Source organism: Serpentinicella sp. ANB-PHB4, assembly GCF_031432315.1.
Lineage (GTDB): Bacteria > Bacillota > Clostridia > Peptostreptococcales > Natronincolaceae > Serpentinicella.
Window position 1 is genome coordinate 375,062 of the sequence record NZ_JAVKGO010000001.1, and the last position, 15,003, is coordinate 390,064.

General features: G+C 32.4%; 19 protein-coding genes. All 19 read right to left on the bottom strand.

Translation table 11 applies throughout. The features are described from left to right. Positions 1 to 5 precede the first annotated feature (5 nt). On the bottom strand, positions 6 to 275 hold the full coding sequence (gene fliQ / locus RH915_RS01990; protein WP_310477608.1) for a flagellar biosynthesis protein FliQ: 270 nt from the start codon (positions 273 to 275) through the stop codon (positions 6 to 8). A gap of 12 nt (positions 276 to 287) precedes the next feature. Then, positions 288 to 1,100 (bottom strand): flagellar type III secretion system pore protein FliP, encoded by an 813-nt coding sequence (fliP, locus tag RH915_RS01995; RefSeq protein ID WP_310477610.1) that lies wholly within the window; start codon positions 1,098 to 1,100, stop codon positions 288 to 290. 4 nt (positions 1,101 to 1,104) lie between these two features. Then, positions 1,105 to 1,473: a hypothetical protein gene (locus RH915_RS02000; protein ID WP_310477612.1), complete on the bottom strand. Its 369-nt coding sequence runs from the start codon at positions 1,471 to 1,473 to the stop codon at positions 1,105 to 1,107. A gap of 2 nt (positions 1,474 to 1,475) precedes the next feature. Continuing rightward, the gene (locus tag RH915_RS02005; RefSeq protein WP_310477614.1) at positions 1,476 to 1,838 is read right to left on the bottom strand and encodes a response regulator; all 363 of its coding nucleotides are present in this window, start codon (positions 1,836 to 1,838) and stop codon (positions 1,476 to 1,478) included. Positions 1,839 to 1,964: 126 nt separating this feature from the next. After that, complete coding sequence (fliY, locus tag RH915_RS02010; protein ID WP_310477616.1) at positions 1,965 to 3,098, bottom strand: flagellar motor switch phosphatase FliY; 1,134 nt, start codon at positions 3,096 to 3,098, stop codon at positions 1,965 to 1,967. Next, positions 3,098 to 4,087 carry a flagellar motor switch protein FliM gene (gene fliM, locus RH915_RS02015; RefSeq protein ID WP_310477617.1) on the bottom strand — a complete coding sequence of 330 codons (990 nt, stop codon included), beginning with the start codon at positions 4,085 to 4,087 and terminating at the stop codon, positions 3,098 to 3,100. Before fliM ends, fliY begins: the two co-directional genes overlap by 1 nt. Positions 4,088 to 4,129: 42 nt before the next feature. Further along, positions 4,130 to 4,552: a flagellar basal body-associated FliL family protein gene (locus RH915_RS02020; protein ID WP_310477619.1), complete on the bottom strand. Its 423-nt coding sequence runs from the start codon at positions 4,550 to 4,552 to the stop codon at positions 4,130 to 4,132. Positions 4,553 to 4,568: 16 nt separating this feature from the next. Beyond that, entirely contained in the window at positions 4,569 to 5,318 is a 750-nt protein-coding gene (locus RH915_RS02025; protein ID WP_310477620.1) for a flagellar motor protein MotB, read from the bottom strand. Further along, positions 5,318 to 6,103, bottom strand: a complete 786-nt coding sequence (locus tag RH915_RS02030) for a flagellar motor protein (RefSeq protein ID WP_310477622.1) — start codon at positions 6,101 to 6,103, stop codon at positions 5,318 to 5,320. The genes RH915_RS02025 and RH915_RS02030 overlap by 1 nt, the downstream gene beginning before the upstream one ends. A gap of 18 nt (positions 6,104 to 6,121) precedes the next feature. After that, positions 6,122 to 6,328 (bottom strand): flagellar FlbD family protein, encoded by a 207-nt coding sequence (locus RH915_RS02035; RefSeq protein ID WP_310477623.1) that lies wholly within the window; start codon positions 6,326 to 6,328, stop codon positions 6,122 to 6,124. A gap of 59 nt (positions 6,329 to 6,387) precedes the next feature. After that, positions 6,388 to 8,043 (bottom strand): flagellar hook protein FlgE, encoded by a 1,656-nt coding sequence (locus tag RH915_RS02040; RefSeq protein WP_310477624.1) that lies wholly within the window; start codon positions 8,041 to 8,043, stop codon positions 6,388 to 6,390. An 80-nt stretch (positions 8,044 to 8,123) separates the two neighbouring features. Then, positions 8,124 to 8,498 (bottom strand): TIGR02530 family flagellar biosynthesis protein, encoded by a 375-nt coding sequence (locus RH915_RS02045; protein ID WP_310477625.1) that lies wholly within the window; start codon positions 8,496 to 8,498, stop codon positions 8,124 to 8,126. A 29-nt stretch (positions 8,499 to 8,527) separates the two neighbouring features. Next, positions 8,528 to 8,893: a flagellar hook assembly protein FlgD gene (locus tag RH915_RS02050; RefSeq protein ID WP_310477626.1), complete on the bottom strand. Its 366-nt coding sequence runs from the start codon at positions 8,891 to 8,893 to the stop codon at positions 8,528 to 8,530. Positions 8,894 to 8,904: 11 nt separating this feature from the next. After that, positions 8,905 to 10,206 carry a flagellar hook-length control protein FliK gene (locus tag RH915_RS02055; protein WP_310477628.1) on the bottom strand — a complete coding sequence of 434 codons (1,302 nt, stop codon included), beginning with the start codon at positions 10,204 to 10,206 and terminating at the stop codon, positions 8,905 to 8,907. Positions 10,207 to 10,240: 34 nt separating this feature from the next. Then, positions 10,241 to 11,467 (bottom strand): hypothetical protein, encoded by a 1,227-nt coding sequence (locus tag RH915_RS02060; protein ID WP_310477629.1) that lies wholly within the window; start codon positions 11,465 to 11,467, stop codon positions 10,241 to 10,243. 3 nt (positions 11,468 to 11,470) lie between these two features. Beyond that, entirely contained in the window at positions 11,471 to 11,923 is a 453-nt protein-coding gene (fliJ, locus tag RH915_RS02065; RefSeq protein ID WP_310477630.1) for a flagellar export protein FliJ, read from the bottom strand. Positions 11,924 to 11,943: 20 nt separating this feature from the next. Then, positions 11,944 to 13,254, bottom strand: a complete 1,311-nt coding sequence (gene fliI / locus RH915_RS02070) for a flagellar protein export ATPase FliI (RefSeq protein WP_310477632.1) — start codon at positions 13,252 to 13,254, stop codon at positions 11,944 to 11,946. A gap of 5 nt (positions 13,255 to 13,259) precedes the next feature. Then, positions 13,260 to 13,991, bottom strand: coding sequence for a FliH/SctL family protein (locus RH915_RS02075; protein ID WP_310477633.1), 732 nt, complete (start codon positions 13,989 to 13,991; stop codon positions 13,260 to 13,262). Beyond that, positions 13,984 to 15,003 carry a flagellar motor switch protein FliG gene (fliG, locus tag RH915_RS02080; protein WP_310477634.1) on the bottom strand — a complete coding sequence of 340 codons (1,020 nt, stop codon included), beginning with the start codon at positions 15,001 to 15,003 and terminating at the stop codon, positions 13,984 to 13,986. Before fliG ends, RH915_RS02075 begins: the two co-directional genes overlap by 8 nt.

Here is a 15,003-nt window from a genome sequence, read left to right on the forward strand (position 1 = left end):
TCTTTTTATTGAATAAAAGTACTTAAATCAGTAAATAATCTAGTTGTAAAGTTTACAATAGTAGCCAGCAGCCATGGACCAAAAATTACAACAGATCCAAAAATAGCTACTATCTTCGGTATAAAGGCTAAAGTTGCCTCTTGAATTTGAGTAGTAGCTTGAAAAATACTGACAGCTAGTCCAACAATTAGTCCTATACCTAACATTGGTGCTGACATAATTAAAATTGTAAAGAGGGTCTGCTGCCCTAATTCGATAATTAATCCTTCATTCATTATTAACACCTACTATCTAAACCCCATTACTAGGGATTGTGTTATAATATTCCAGCCATCTACCATAATAAATAAGAGAAGTTTAAAGGGTAAAGATATCATTGCAGGCGGAAGCATCATCATACCCATAGACATAAGTGTGCTTGCTACAACCATATCAATAACAATAAAAGGTAGAAACAATATAAAGCCAATTTGAAAGGCTGTCTTTAATTCACTTATTATAAAGGCTGGTATTAAAGCAGTATTAGGGACATCATTTATTGTCTGTACTTGATAATTACCTAACTCAAGAAAAAGTTCTAAATCTTGTTCCCTTGTTTGCCTTAGCATAAATTCTCTTAACGGTTCCATTGTGTTAGATAATGCTTCACCTTGTGATATTTCTTCATTTAAATACGGTTGTAAAGCGTTGTCATTTATATTGTTAATAACAGGTGTCATTACAAAAAATGTTAGAAATAACGCAAATCCAAGAATTACTTGGGTTGGGGGTGTTTGCTGTGTTGCTATTGCATTTCTTAAAAAAGATAATACAATAACAATACGGGTAAAGCTTGTCATCATAATTAATATTGCTGGTGCAATTGATAAAACTGTTAGTATCAACAGTAATTGTATACTTGATGTTACTTCTTGAGGATTTTCGGCCTCTGTTATATTTAAGTTAACATTAGGAACTGGTATGGTAGGTTCACCTGAAACATACAATCCATTTATCGTATTAATCGCTATTACAAAAAAGAGTATCAAAGAAAATGCTATAATAAGTTTTTTAATATTTTTATTAGACTGTTCATTTATATTACCCTTTATCTTTATCACCCTTTTATTTATGGTCATCTAACCTAAAGATTTCTTTAATATATTTAATTGTACTCTTTTGGTTTTTTTTATCTGACTTGTTAAAATCTTCTAAAGATTTGTTCCATTCATTTTTATCAATTATATCTAATAACTGTGTGGTTTTATAATGCTGTAAAACAACATAGACTTTCTCATTTATCATGAGGGCTATGACACTCATATTTGAACTGAGTATGGTTTTTTCTAATATTTTAATTCTTTTAGTCCGTTGTATAAAATTTGATTTTTCTGCAACAATCTTTGTTGTAATATAGGCCCCTATAATAATTAAAGTGAACACAAACAGTATAAAAAACAATTGAAAAACATTAATCCCAGTAAAACTTATCAATCTTAACCCAACACTTTCTTTACTGCTTCAATTACACGATCAGCTTGAAACGGTTTAACAATAAAATCTTTAGCTCCAGCTTGTATTGCTTCAATAACCATTGCTTGTTGTCCCATTGCGGAGCACATTATAATTTTAGCATCTGAATCTATTTTTTTTATTTCTTTAACAGCCTGAATACCATCGATTTCCGGCATAGTAATATCCATAATTGTTAAGATGGGATTTAGCTCTTTGAATTGTTCTATTGCTTTTGCCCCATTTTCGGCTTCTCCTACAACTTCAAAACCGTTTTTAGTTAAAACATCCTTAATCATCATTCTCATAAACGCAGCGTCATCAACTACTAATATTCCTTTAGACATGATATTTCCCCCTTAAGTCATTTTATTTTATATATCTACAAATAATAAAGTATATATATATTATACTATTATATATTACATAATTTTTTCATAGATTGTAACCCCTAATTTATTCAATATTAATGATTATAGCTTATTAAACCTTTTAGTCGGATTAATAATATCTGTAATCCTAATACCATAGTTTTCGTCAATTACAACAACTTCACCTTTAGCAACATACTGTCCATTTACAAGTATATCTAAGGGTTCACCCACTAATTTATCAAGTTCTACTATTGTACCTGGACCAAATTCAAGAACTTCACTAATTTTCTTAACCGTTCTTCCTAGTTCGACGGTAACCTTTAGAGGTACATCTTGAATTAGATCAATATTTTCCGGCGTAGACTTTTGAGATGTGCTATCAAATGATTGAAACTGTAAAGGCTGTACATTAATATTTTTCTGTGGTTGTTTATCCTCTAAATTTATATTTTGTTGTCCTCGATTACTTTCTTCTGAAAAAGATGTATTAATATCATTATGACTCACTGTAGCATCAATATTTGCGTCGGTTTCATCTTCGCCTAAACTTTCACCTAACATTAATGCATCAACCATCTCTTTTGCAAAATCCAGCGGAATAATCTGCATAATTTCACTATCTATTAAATCACCAATAACCATTCTAAAGGCTATTCTTACAAAATATGATTCAATATCAGAAAAAGCAGTACTTAAGTCGTCTTCTTTAAGGTTAAGTTGTATTGATCTTGGTGGGTGAATGTCAATTTTTTTTGAGAACATCTCTGATAGAGATGTAGACGCTGAACCTACCATTTGATTCATCGCTTCGCTGATAGCACTTAGATGCAGCTCTGAGATAGGGTCTTTTGAAATTGTTCCTTCCCCACCCATCATTAAATCCGTTATAACTTTTACATCGTCTTCTTTTATAATTAAAATATTCGTTCCTTCAATACCCTCTTTGTACCTTACATCTACAGCAACAAAAGGAAGCGGGTACTGTTCAGATAGTTCTTTTATATCAGTTACAGAAACTTTTGGTGTTGTTATAGTTACTTTTTGACCAAGTAAAGTTGAAAGTGTTGTAGCAGACGTACCCATGCTTATATTTCCTATTTCACCTATTGCATCTTTTTCATCATCCGAAAAGTTGGGAACAGCTTCATTGTTCTCATTTTCCTCAGATTCAGATGAAACACTACTACCTGTTAACAAAGCATCTATTTCTTCTTGTGATAACATATCAGTCATTAAAATTCATCCCCTTTCTTAATTACCTGGGCTAGTTTTACTGCTAATTTACTTTTCATTGTTCCTGGCATGCCATAATATTTTAATTGATCACCTACGTAGACCTCCAATTCCTCTGTTAGAAACTGATCTAAGGGTATGACATCTCCTAACTGAAGTTCAAGAAAATCTTTAACAGTAATTTCTGTAGAACCTAGTTGTGCACTAAGCGTTACGTTGCTTTTTTCAACCCTATGTTGTAAAGTCTTTTTATCTTCATCAGTAACTGTTTTGCTAATGCTTGAAAACCAAAACTTTGTGCTCAATTTATCTATAATAGGCTCTATGACAATATGAGGTATGCAAATATGCAACATTCCTTCGATATCTCCAATTTTTAGGCTTAAAGTTATTAATGCTATTGTTTCGTTAGGAGAAACAAGCTGTGCAAATTGGGAATTTGTCTCTATTTTATCAAGTTTAGGGTCTAGCTCAATTACGTTTTCCCATGGATCTATCATTAACTCTAGAATTTGTCTAGTTATTTTTTTTATTAATGTTGTTTCAATCTCTGTAAATGTACGCACTTCATCAAATGATTTACCGCTTCCACCTAAAATCCTATCTATAAGTGTAAATGCAATTGTAGGAGAAAGATCCATCATAATTTGCCCAGTTAGTGGTTCAAAATTTACAATTGATAATACAGCAGGGTTTACTATTGAATTACTAAACTCATGATACGAAAGCTCTTCTACTGAAAAAACTTCTGCTTGTACATAGCTCCTTAAGTATCCAGATAAAAATGTATTTAGGCTTCTTGAAAAGTTTTCATGTATGATCTGTAAAGTTCTTAACTGATCTTTTGCCAATTTTTTCGGACTTTTAAAGTCGTATGGTTTAACTTGTTTCTCTTGTTTATCCTCCGTTATCTCATCAACATCAACTTCACCACTATTTAAAGCTTTAAGCAAATCATCTATTTCATTTTGAGACATAACATCTGACAATTGCATCACCACCTACTAATATCGTATGTACTTTAATATATACTATTGTATTATAAATTCGTTGAAATATATATTTGTAATTTTATCCGTATTTATAATTAAGGAAATCTCTCTAATGAGCTCATTTTTAAGATCAATTTGTCCTTCAGAATCAGATATCTCGTCTGGTTCCTTATCTAAAAAAGTGTTTATAACACGGTCTCTTATTTTTGAATCATTTTCTTCCATTACTGATAATAGTCTTCTATCTGATGTTTCTATAACAATCTCTGCTTTAATAAAGCTTCTTGTACCACTTAAGTTAGTCGTAAATGAACCTATATTAAATTCATAAGTTGATATTGGTTTAGCAGAAGTTTCTCCTTCATTTGGTGATCTAAGTAAAAAATAAGCAACGGTGCTAAAGAATATTGCAGATAATATAATTGCACTAACAATAACAATAATAATTTTTTTCTTTTCCATTAAGCCCCCTCCTTTTCTAATCTACTGATATAAATTGCTCAGATCTCATTATAACTACATCGACACGTCTATTCTTTTGCTTGTTTTCATCAGTATCATTTGGCGCAATTGGATGGTACTTACTGAATCCTGTTGCTGAAAAACGTTCTGGCTTAACACCGACATCTTCTATGAAAAATCTTACAACACTGGTTGCTCTGGCTGTTGACAGCTCCCAATTTGTTTCATATGGAGACCATCTTCCCGTTGGAACAGTATCCGTATGCCCTTCTACTCTAATGCTTTTTTCTTGATACAGTGGCCGTTCTAGAAATTCTGATATTTCCGTTAAAATTTCCTTTGCTCCAGGTCTTAACTCTGCTCGACCGGAATCAAAAAGAATATTATCTTGAAACCTTAACATCAACCCTCTAGTTTCTAAGGTTAATAGAACATCTGCATTTAGTGATCTATCATCTAGAAATTCTTGCAAATCTTCTTTTAATTTGCGGAAATCTTCTAATTCCGCCTCTTCTCTTTCAATCATGTCGTCTATTGTAGTGTCCGTCACATAGTCTGTATCATCGATAGTCTGCCCTGATTCCAGCACTCCAAGAGAACCTTGAAAAGACTGAATAACGGCTTCGAATTTTGCAGAATCAACTTCTGAAAAAGCAAATAATAATACAAAGAAACACAATAATAAGGTGACCATGTCACCATAAGTATTCATCCATTCCGGTGCACCTTTTTTCCCTTCACCTTCACCTTTATTTCTTCTAGCCATTAAGCCTCAACACCTTCCTCAGTTTCTTCTGCAGCCTCTCGAAGTTTAGGTGGTAAAAATGCTTTTAGCTTTTCTTCTATAATCCTTGGGTTTTCACCTGCTTGTATAGATAATAATCCTTCTACCATAATTTCTTTTCTTAAGATTTCTTCTTTACTACGTAATTTCAGTTTGCTAGCTATCGGTATAAATAGCAAGTTAGCTAGTAGTGATCCGTAGAATGTTGTTACAAGAGCTACAGACATACTTGGTCCAATTGATGATGGATCATCTAAAGTCCTTAGCATGTTGATGAGGCCGATTAGTGTACCAATCATACCAAAGGCTGGTGATAATGTTCCCATTGTTTCAAATATACCTTGACCACTTTTATGACGTTCTTCAATGAAATTTAGTTCTGTCTCTAATAGGTTTCTAACTAATTCTGGATCTGTACCATCTACAATAAGCATAATCCCTTTCATTAAGAACTTATCATCCACTTCTTCTGCTGCTTCTTCTAGAGCAAGTAGTCCTTCTTTTCTTGCTGTATTTGCTAAATTGATAATCTTGTTTATAATTTCTTGAGGCTGTATATTTTGATTTGAAAAAGCTTTGGATACAATTTTCATTGCCTCAAAAACTTTTGCTATGGGATAAGCTACAAAAGTTGCAGATATTGTACCACCAAGAACAATTAATGCACCGGCAAGATCAAGAAACGCATTTATTTCTCCATTTACTAAAATACCACCCACGATAAAAACTAAACCAATTAGAATTCCGACTATAGTTGCTATATCCAATTCTCCACCTCTTTCCCCTTAACTCAGTGCACTTTGAGCATAGTTAGTAAAAATTTTTCTTTTATATTCAATGATGCGATTAACCACTTCATCACTATTTTCCAACACAAGTATTTTTTGTCCGTTTATTAATGTAATCATCGTATCGGGTGTTTCTTCTACAGTCTGTATTAGTTCTGCATTGAGTATAAAATCGGTATTATTAAATCGTTTTAATTTAATCATTACATCACCCTTTTATTCTCTCTAGCAGTTTAAACTGCTAGAGAGTAAGTGTATTAAACCTATCGTTTCAAGTTAACTAATTCCTGTAACATTTCATCACTAGTTGTAATGACTCTTGAACTTGCTTGAAACCCTCTTTGAGTCGTAATCATATCTGTAAATTCCCTAGATAAATCAACATTTGACATTTCTAGCGCACCAGGGTTTAACGCCCCTAATCCACCTGTCCCTGGACTACCAACAATTGGATCGCCAGAGTTTGAAGTCACTCTGTACAGGTTTGACCCTGTTTTTTCAAGTCCTGCTGGATTACTAAACCCAGCTAATCCTATTTGTCCAATTGATCTCATTTGTCCATTTGTAAAGTACCCGGTGATTACACCCGTGGCGTCAATAGCAAAGTCTTCTAAATTTCCTTGTTGATACCCTATGATTCTAGTTGCAGAAGCGTCAGACTCATTAGCAAATTGAGTTATACCACTCAGATCAATTTTGAAATTAAAAGGATTCGCTCCATTATCAAGTGGTTGATCTTTATCTTCGCCGCTTCCTACTGGTATGACAAGTTCTTCTCCATCAGCTAATTTACCTTCATTAAATCTTATAGTGTGTGTATCATCGGGGGCATCATTTCCAACTTTAACGAGCTTATCATCCTCCACTTGCCAAACTTCATATTCATTTGCACCAGTTTTAATAAAGGCTAGACGAACATCATGTGTTCCACCAAGTTCATCGTATACTGTAAATGTGGTATCCCGTGCGATGTTATCCGAGATGTTACCAATTGATTTATCGATTGTACCGTTTTCTTGTATAATGTTTTGTGCAAAACCTAAGCTTGCTATATCACCGGCTAAATTTATTTCAGCTTCTTCTCCAGTGTCAGAGGTTTTAAATGTTAATACTCCATCAACATTTATAGTTACCGATATTTCATCTTCACCTATACTATCATTTATACTATCATTTATTCTTGTTACCAAAATATCTTTTGTTAGTTCTTCACCATCAACCATTGTTAAATCAATCGTTAATTGTGTATTATTAATAGTAATATCAATATTTTCACTTTCACCTAACGTCTCTATGTTAACCGGATTATCTGCTGTAGCATTAGCTGGTAAAGTTGGATATTCTCCTAATGAACTCGTATTCGCATTTAAGTTGCCTGTAAATGTTACCCCTACATCAGGCTCTCCGTCAATTGTTCCTGTTGATTGGGCAGGAACTGTTTCTGCCTTTGAAATTTGCATTGTGCTTAGTTGTGTTGAAAAATTACCATCACCAATATGTTCATATCCCATTACTTTGTACCCATCTGGTGTTACTAGGCTCCCATCTTCATCTAAAGAGAAGTTTCCTGCTCTAGTGTAACTTCTTGTTGTCCCTCCATCATCAGAAACAATGAAGAAACCGTCTCCGTTAATCATTGCATCGGTATTATATCCTGTTGACTCAACTGCACCTCTTACATGAAAAGTATCCATTGAGGCAACGCTTACACCTAACCCTACCTGTCTTGGGTTCGTTCCCCCTCTGTTTCCTTGAGCTGCTCCTGCTCCTTGTAAAGTTTGATTGAAAACTTCTTGAAAAGTTACTCTACCACCTTTAAACCCTACTGTATTTACATTTGCAATGTTATTGCCGATTACATCCATTTTGGTTTGATGTGAGTTCAGCCCTGAAATAGCTGAAAACATAGATCTCATCATTTTTAATGACCCCCTATTTTAATTTTATTACACTTTATCTGTCAGTCAAAAGTGTGTAGCCTCCTTTAGCAGGTCCGGCCTTAAATAATTACTGTACCATCAATATTCGTGAAAACACTGTCTTTAAGCTGTTCTTCAACTGCTGCTGTAATGATTGTTTTATTCTTTACATTGGCAATAAAAGCCCTGTTTTCCATTAAAATTAAGGTTTCTTTTATGCCTTTTTTTGCAGCTTTTTCTAATGCTTCATCCATCTTTTTTATATCTTGGGTACTAAGTTTAATATCTCTCTGATTTAGCCTTTCTGTTGCATGTTTTGAAAAAGTAAGACTCTTTGCACTTTCCTTCTTTTTTAAAATTTCTTCAAAGCTTATTTTTTGATTAATGTTTGTATTTATTTTGTTGTTTGCGTTTTGTTGTATTTTGTTATTGTGAATTTTATTATAGGTAATCATATAGTCACCTCACTTCTTACTTTTATTTCCTAGTCTTCATACTTACTCACCTTATTTGATAAGTACTTAACAGATTCGCTTAACGCTTTAATGTTATCTAATATTGCCGTTTTGCTCTTAACCATATTGTTGTTCATATGTTCTAAATGAGTTAGCATGGACTTATTATTTTTTTCTGCTGTTTCATTTAGGTTTTGCATTTGCTCCAAGGAACTAAACTGGGCCATTTGTGCAATAAATTCTCGATCCTCCATTGGACTTAATGGATCTTGATTTTGTAGCTGCGTTACTAAAAGTTTTAAGAAAGCATCTTTATCCATATCATTATTAAAGGTTCTATTTTTTTGTCCTTCAAAATACCTGTATTTATTCTCTGCTGGGTTTACTCCACTCATTATTACCCTCCTTATCCAATCATATCAAAACTGCTTTTTTCTAAGTAAGGATTTGTTTCCATTCTTTCAAAAGACCCTACTATATTAAGTTCATCGTCTACATTATTCAAAGCTCTATTTTGTCTTTTTTTGCTTTGATAATATGCTTCTTTTTGTTTGAAAGCACTAGAATCCTGTCCAACATTTACTTCTAAATTTGTTACCGTTAGGCCTTTTTCTGACAACGCATTTCTTAAATCATTTATATTTTGTTCAATTATTTCTTTTGTCTGTACTGTTTCAGTAAAAATTTGTGCGGTTACAATATTTTCTCTGCTAGTTATTTTAAATGATAGTTTACCCAGATTTTCTGGTACAAGCTGGATTGAAATTTCGCTATTGCCGTTTCTGTGAATTTTATGAAGCTTTAATTCACTTATAACCTGGTTTAATATATTGCTTGACTGATTAATTAACGTTGGCTTTTCATCCACTATGTTTTCTGCTGTCATTTGTATAAACAAGTCTTTATTTAAAACATTTTCTGTATCTTGTTTTGTGTTCGATATATCTAATTTTTCATCTAGTGTGAACTTTATATCTTTGTTTTCTTTTTCTACATATAGCTTATCTAACTTAGGATTCAGGTGACTGATTTCTTCTGTATGTTTTCGTGGTTTGTTAATTATGTCATCTTCTTTTGTTGCTTGTTCTCCTAGATTAGTCGTACTTACGTCTAATTCTATTTCTTCTTCATTTTGCAGAGGTGTTGTGGTCATTGCTTCTCTCTTTAATTCAATATAGTTATTTAAGGCATCCAACATAACTACTAATTTTTGTTCTTCTTGATCACCTTGTCCTTCTACTTCTATATACATTAGATTAACTTGTAGATTTACTAATAGATCGCTATCTAAGTCCAAAGTATCGTCTGATAGTAAGTTTTTAATTTTTTCTAATAAACCCATCAATGTTTTATCTTCATTACTAAAATTTTTAATTATATTTAATAAACTAACTAATTCTTTCACTTCATTTTCTTCTAACTCAGTTGATTTGCCAGATTCATAATGAGTTTTGTCTAAAGTCTGTGACTTTCCATAGGTAGTTGTATTGTTTTCTGTTTTATCAAATAATCTTTTATTATGTTTTTTGTCAGTAATTTCGTTGTTTTTTTGAGAAGACTGTTCTTGAGTATGATGAGCTGTATTGAACATACTTTCAAGGACTTTATCAAACGAAAGTTTATCTGCTTCATTTTTTTGATTGTTTCCACATGTTATATTGCGTTCATTTAACAAGCCATTAATAAGACTTTGACCAATTTCAATCATTTCTTCACCTCCTTTCAAGTAAATTGCTAATTAATTACATCATTAACATTTCAGAAAGTTCTGCTGCTTGCTTCGCACTAAGTTGATCTAAAATATTTGATAATATTCTAGGGTTTATATTTTTTAATGCATCAATTATTAACTGCTGTTGTGTATAAACTATTCTTTCTTCGTCATTAATTATATAGGTTATAAAAACCTCGTCATTTGTAAACATTTCCTCAACTAAGTTTGTTAATTCTCCAATTCCCATTCTTTGATATGCTGTTACCAATTCATTAAGATTTCGATCATATTCTCGATAAATGTGGATTGCTTCAGCTAATTCAACAGATTTATTAGATGGTACTCCATTTAATTGCTCGTAATCATTGATTTTATCGTATAATTCCAAAACCAAATCATTGTCTTGTACTCGTGAAAGAATTTTAGCGCCTTTTTTTGTAGTTAAATTTGAGTATATAACTGCTAACTCATCTGTAGTATATTTATTTGTCGAACCCAATTCATGTTTTACTTCTTCAATATCTTTTCTTTCATAGATTTGGGCTGATCTTTCCAGTGCTTTTCTTTTATTGTTTAGTGCTATGATTCTATTGTCAATCTCTCTTGTTATATTTAGTGATAGTGAATCGAAAATACTTTGTCTTATATTTGTATCAGTATGAGATAGTATTTCAGCAGCATCATCTAATGGCATTTTGTAAATGACTTGTGCTAACTCTTCCACTGTCAGAGCTCTATTTCTGAAGATGTTTTCTACCTCATAAATGGCATCTACTGTATCCAAGTTGGATATGTAATTGGCCTTATCATTTAGATTCTGGAATTGTTCTGAATCAATTTCATTAGCAATTCTAAACAGGGTTTGATCTTCTAGTTCAATTTTTCTTAATGTTTCTTTTACATCATTCATTTTTCGTGGATTTTTATTATTTAGGCGTAGTAATAGATCATTGTACAGTTCAATATCTTCTCCTTTTATAGCTAATAGCTTATCCACAAGTCTATCTTCATCTAAGGATATATAGTGATCAACTACAACTTCCTTTAAACTTTCTTTTTCATCTCTAGTTGGTTTGCTTTCAAAGTATGTTCCAATGTTACCAGGCAATACTGATAAAACATCATTGGCTGCATATTGAAAATTGTTGTTAGAAAAATATAGAATTACTGATGTTATTATAGGTAATGTTAAGAAGGAAATGACAAATGCAATAATGATTTTACCTGTAGACATCTTTTCTTGAGATTTTGACATTTGCTACCTCCTTTGCTTTACCGAACTATTAAATGATACAAATGAATCAATTTTTTCTTCTTCTTCTTTTTCTAATAAGTATTTGTGTTGAATTTTGTCTTTTTCTTTGATTTTTTCAAACATTTTTGTTTCCTTTTTAGCTAAAGCTAACCCTGTTTTGCATACTTCTACGTCGCTTTTCTTCTTTTTTACTTTGTTTTCTTGTAAATTAATTAAGGAGTCAAAGTGATACACATTACTTGAAGCTTCCTTTAATGTGCTTATACTAACAATTTTTGATGTTTTATCTCTATATTGTTCAATGGATTCTTCTCTTTTTCTAATTAGGTCACTTAATCTTTTTTTTTCATGTTCTAAATTTTGCAGCGCTTTTCCTAGTTCAAGTTTTTTGTTTTCCTCTAGTTTTTCTTTGATATTGAGTAAGCTTTGAAAACGATATTTAAAATGTTGCATCATTTTCATACTCCTTTTTTATATTATAGTAAGTTTTTCATCATAGCTATTGTTTCATCGTAAGACGTATTATCTTCAGTACTTTGTTGTAAGAAACTATTAATCCCTTCAATATGTTCTAAAGCGTAATCAATCTTATTATTTGAACCTTTTGAGTATGCTCCAATGTTGATTAAATCTTCTGCTTCGTTATAAGTTGAAATGATTTCCTTAATTGCATTTGCTTTAATTATATGATCTTTCAATACAATATTTGGCATTACACGACTAATACTTGAAAGTATATCAATAGCTGGATAATGATTTTTATTTGCTATTTTCCTTGAGAGTACTATATGACCGTCAAGAATACCTCTGACTGCATCAGCTATAGGTTCATTCATATCATCTCCATCAACTAAAACAGTGTATAATCCAGTGATGGAACCCTTATCAGAAGTGCCAGATCGTTCTAATAACCTTGGTAAAACAGCAAAAACTGATGGTGTATATCCTTTTGTAACAGGCGGCTCCCCTATAGCAAGTCCAACTTCTCTTTGGGCCATGGAAAATCTAGTTAAAGAATCCATTAATAACATAACATTTTTTCCTTGATCTCTAAAATATTCTGCAATAGAAGTTGCTAATAGCGCCCCTTTCATTCTGATAAGTGGAGGTTGGTCTGATGTTGCAACGATAAGAATAGACTTTTTTAGTCCTTCTTCTTTTAGGTCATTTTCAATAAATTCTTTGACCTCACGACCCCGTTCTCCGATTAATGCTATTACATTTACTTCTGCATCTGTATTTCTCGCAATCATACCAAGCAAAGTACTCTTACCTACACCACTACCAGCGAAAATTCCAATTCTTTGTCCATTCCCACAAGTAAGTAGAGCGTCAATAGCTCTTACTCCTAATGCCAGTGGCTCTTTGATTCTTGTTCTCTTTAGTGGATTTGGTGGCTTATTCCAAACTGGGTAACTTTCAAAAATATTTATATGTCCTTTATCATCAAGGGGCTCCCCTAAGCCATCCAAAACTCTACCTAATAAATCTTCACTTACCTTTACCTTCATAGTGCTTCCAGTTGCTTCTACTTTACTACCAGGACCTATTCCTTCCATTTCTCCTAAAGGCATTAACAAAACTTTTTTATCTTTAAAACCAACTACTTCAGCAAGAATTGGTTGATTCTTATCTAAAGTATATACTTTGCAAACTTCGCCAACTCTTACTGCTGGCCCATTAGCTTCTATCGTTAATCCAATTACTTGAGATACGCTACCTATATATTTAATTAAGTTTAGTTCATCAAGTGATTTAGTATATTTATCTAGTGTTATTGATGTCATTTTAATCACTCACTTTTTAAAAGGTCATTAAAAGTAGATTCAATTTGTTGTATTTGTGCTTGGATGCTGCAATCAATTTTACCTGACAATGTTTCAATAATCACATCACCTGAATTTAAAGACTTATCGCATTTTAATTCAATCGTGTCTATCCCCTCTGCCATTGCATAGATCAAATTTTTATATTCGTTAACATGGTCGAAGTCGGATTCAGAAACCCGTATTAACAATGATTCCCTGAAAGTGCATTTTTCGATTCCGGTTCTAATTAAGTTCAAAATAAATTCGTGATTTTTATCTAGTTCATGTTGTGCAACTTTTTTTATTGTGTCGATTACAAGTTGAATTAAATCTTCTTCTAATTTTTTTGCTAGTTCTTTTTGTTCTTTATAAGTTTTTTGTTTAAGATGCATTATGTCATCTATAAGAGATTGATATTCATTATACCCTTTTTTCTTGCCGGCTTCTAAACCATCTTTGTAGCCTTGTTCTCTAGCTTCTTGTAGTATAATTTCTTTTTGATTTTCTGCATCTTCAATTATATCACTTGCTTCTTTTTTTGCATCACTTATGATCTTATTTTTTTCTACCTCTATATTTTGGTAAAGTTGCTTTTCTTTTTTTTCTAGATTAAACTCGTCATTTTCAGTCAATTGTTGTTCATTTGAGGGTTGGGATAAGTCTAAGGATTTTTTATGTCCAAGTGTTATATTTTGTGATTTGTAAACTTTAGACAATTATTTCATCTCCTCCACCTCTTGCTATTATTATTTCACCAGCTTCTTCTAGACTTCTAATAACATTAACAATTTTCTGTTGTGATTCTTCAACATCTCGAAGTCTAACTGGACCCATAAACTCCATATCTTCCTTAAGCATTTCAGCCATACGCTTGGACATATTTGCAAAGATAACTTCTGAAACTTCTTCTGTTGCACCTTTGAGCGCGATCGTAAGGTCATTATTATCGACATCTTTAATGAATCTCTGAATGGAAGCACTGTCTAAGTTGATGATGTCTTCAAATACGAACATTCTCTTTCTAATTTCATCTGCCAACTCCGCGTCTTGAATTTCTAGAGTATCCATTATATTTTTCTCTGTCCCTCTATCTACTGCATTTAATATGTCTACTATGGATTCTAACCCACCTGCTGAGGTATAGTCCTGATTTACTAAAGATGAAAGTTTTCTTTCAAGTACGATCTCAACCTCTTTAATAATTTCCGGTGATGTACGATCCATTGTAGCAATTCGCTTTGCAACATCCGATTGTTTAGCTTGAGGAAGTGCAGATAAAATTTGAGCTGCTTGATTAAAAGGTAGATAGGCTAAAATTAGTGCTATCGTTTGTGGATGTTCATTTTGTATATAATTAAGCAGTTGTGCTGGGTCAGCTTTTCTTGCGAAATCAAAAGGTTTAACTTGAAGTGATGCTGTTAACTTATTTATTACATCCATTGCTTTTTGTGAGCCCAATGCTTTTTCTAATACATCTTTAGCATAATTTATACCACCTTCTGATATATACTCTTGAGCGATACAAATTTGATAAAATTCATCGAGAATTCTTTCTTTTTCATCGGGTGATACTTTTCGCATATTCGCTATTTCTAGTGTTAATTCTTCAATCTCTTCATCATTTAAGTGCTTAAATATTTGTGCAGAGTATTCCGGCCCTAAACTTATTAGCAATACTGCAGCTTTCTCTCGACCAGATATTTCTCCTTTTACGCCTCTTTTTCCCAT

Excerpts from the sequence above, each read along its gene's own strand:
- fliQ (WP_310477608.1), bottom strand. The coding sequence starts at position 275 with ATGAATGAAGGATTAATTATCGAATTAGGGCAGCAGACCCTCTTTACA.
- RH915_RS02005 (WP_310477614.1), bottom strand. The coding sequence starts at position 1,838 with ATGTCTAAAGGAATATTAGTAGTTGATGACGCTGCGTTTATGAGAATG.
- fliY (WP_310477616.1), bottom strand. The coding sequence starts at position 3,098 with ATGACTGATATGTTATCACAAGAAGAAATAGATGCTTTGTTAACAGGT.
- RH915_RS02020 (WP_310477619.1), bottom strand. The coding sequence starts at position 4,552 with ATGGAAAAGAAAAAAATTATTATTGTTATTGTTAGTGCAATTATATTA.
- RH915_RS02025 (WP_310477620.1), bottom strand. The coding sequence starts at position 5,318 with ATGGCTAGAAGAAATAAAGGTGAAGGTGAAGGGAAAAAAGGTGCACCG.
- RH915_RS02035 (WP_310477623.1), bottom strand. The coding sequence starts at position 6,328 with ATGATTAAATTAAAACGATTTAATAATACCGATTTTATACTCAATGCA.
- RH915_RS02040 (WP_310477624.1), bottom strand. The coding sequence starts at position 8,043 with ATGATGAGATCTATGTTTTCAGCTATTTCAGGGCTGAACTCACATCAA.
- RH915_RS02045 (WP_310477625.1), bottom strand. The coding sequence starts at position 8,498 with ATGATTACCTATAATAAAATTCACAATAACAAAATACAACAAAACGCA.
- RH915_RS02050 (WP_310477626.1), bottom strand. The coding sequence starts at position 8,893 with ATGAGTGGAGTAAACCCAGCAGAGAATAAATACAGGTATTTTGAAGGA.
- RH915_RS02055 (WP_310477628.1), bottom strand. The coding sequence starts at position 10,206 with ATGATTGAAATTGGTCAAAGTCTTATTAATGGCTTGTTAAATGAACGC.
- RH915_RS02060 (WP_310477629.1), bottom strand. The coding sequence starts at position 11,467 with ATGTCAAAATCTCAAGAAAAGATGTCTACAGGTAAAATCATTATTGCA.
- fliJ (WP_310477630.1), bottom strand. The coding sequence starts at position 11,923 with ATGATGCAACATTTTAAATATCGTTTTCAAAGCTTACTCAATATCAAA.
- fliI (WP_310477632.1), bottom strand. The coding sequence starts at position 13,254 with ATGACATCAATAACACTAGATAAATATACTAAATCACTTGATGAACTA.
- fliG (WP_310477634.1), bottom strand. The coding sequence starts at position 15,003 with ATGGGAAAAAGAGGCGTAAAAGGAGAAATATCTGGTCGAGAGAAAGCT.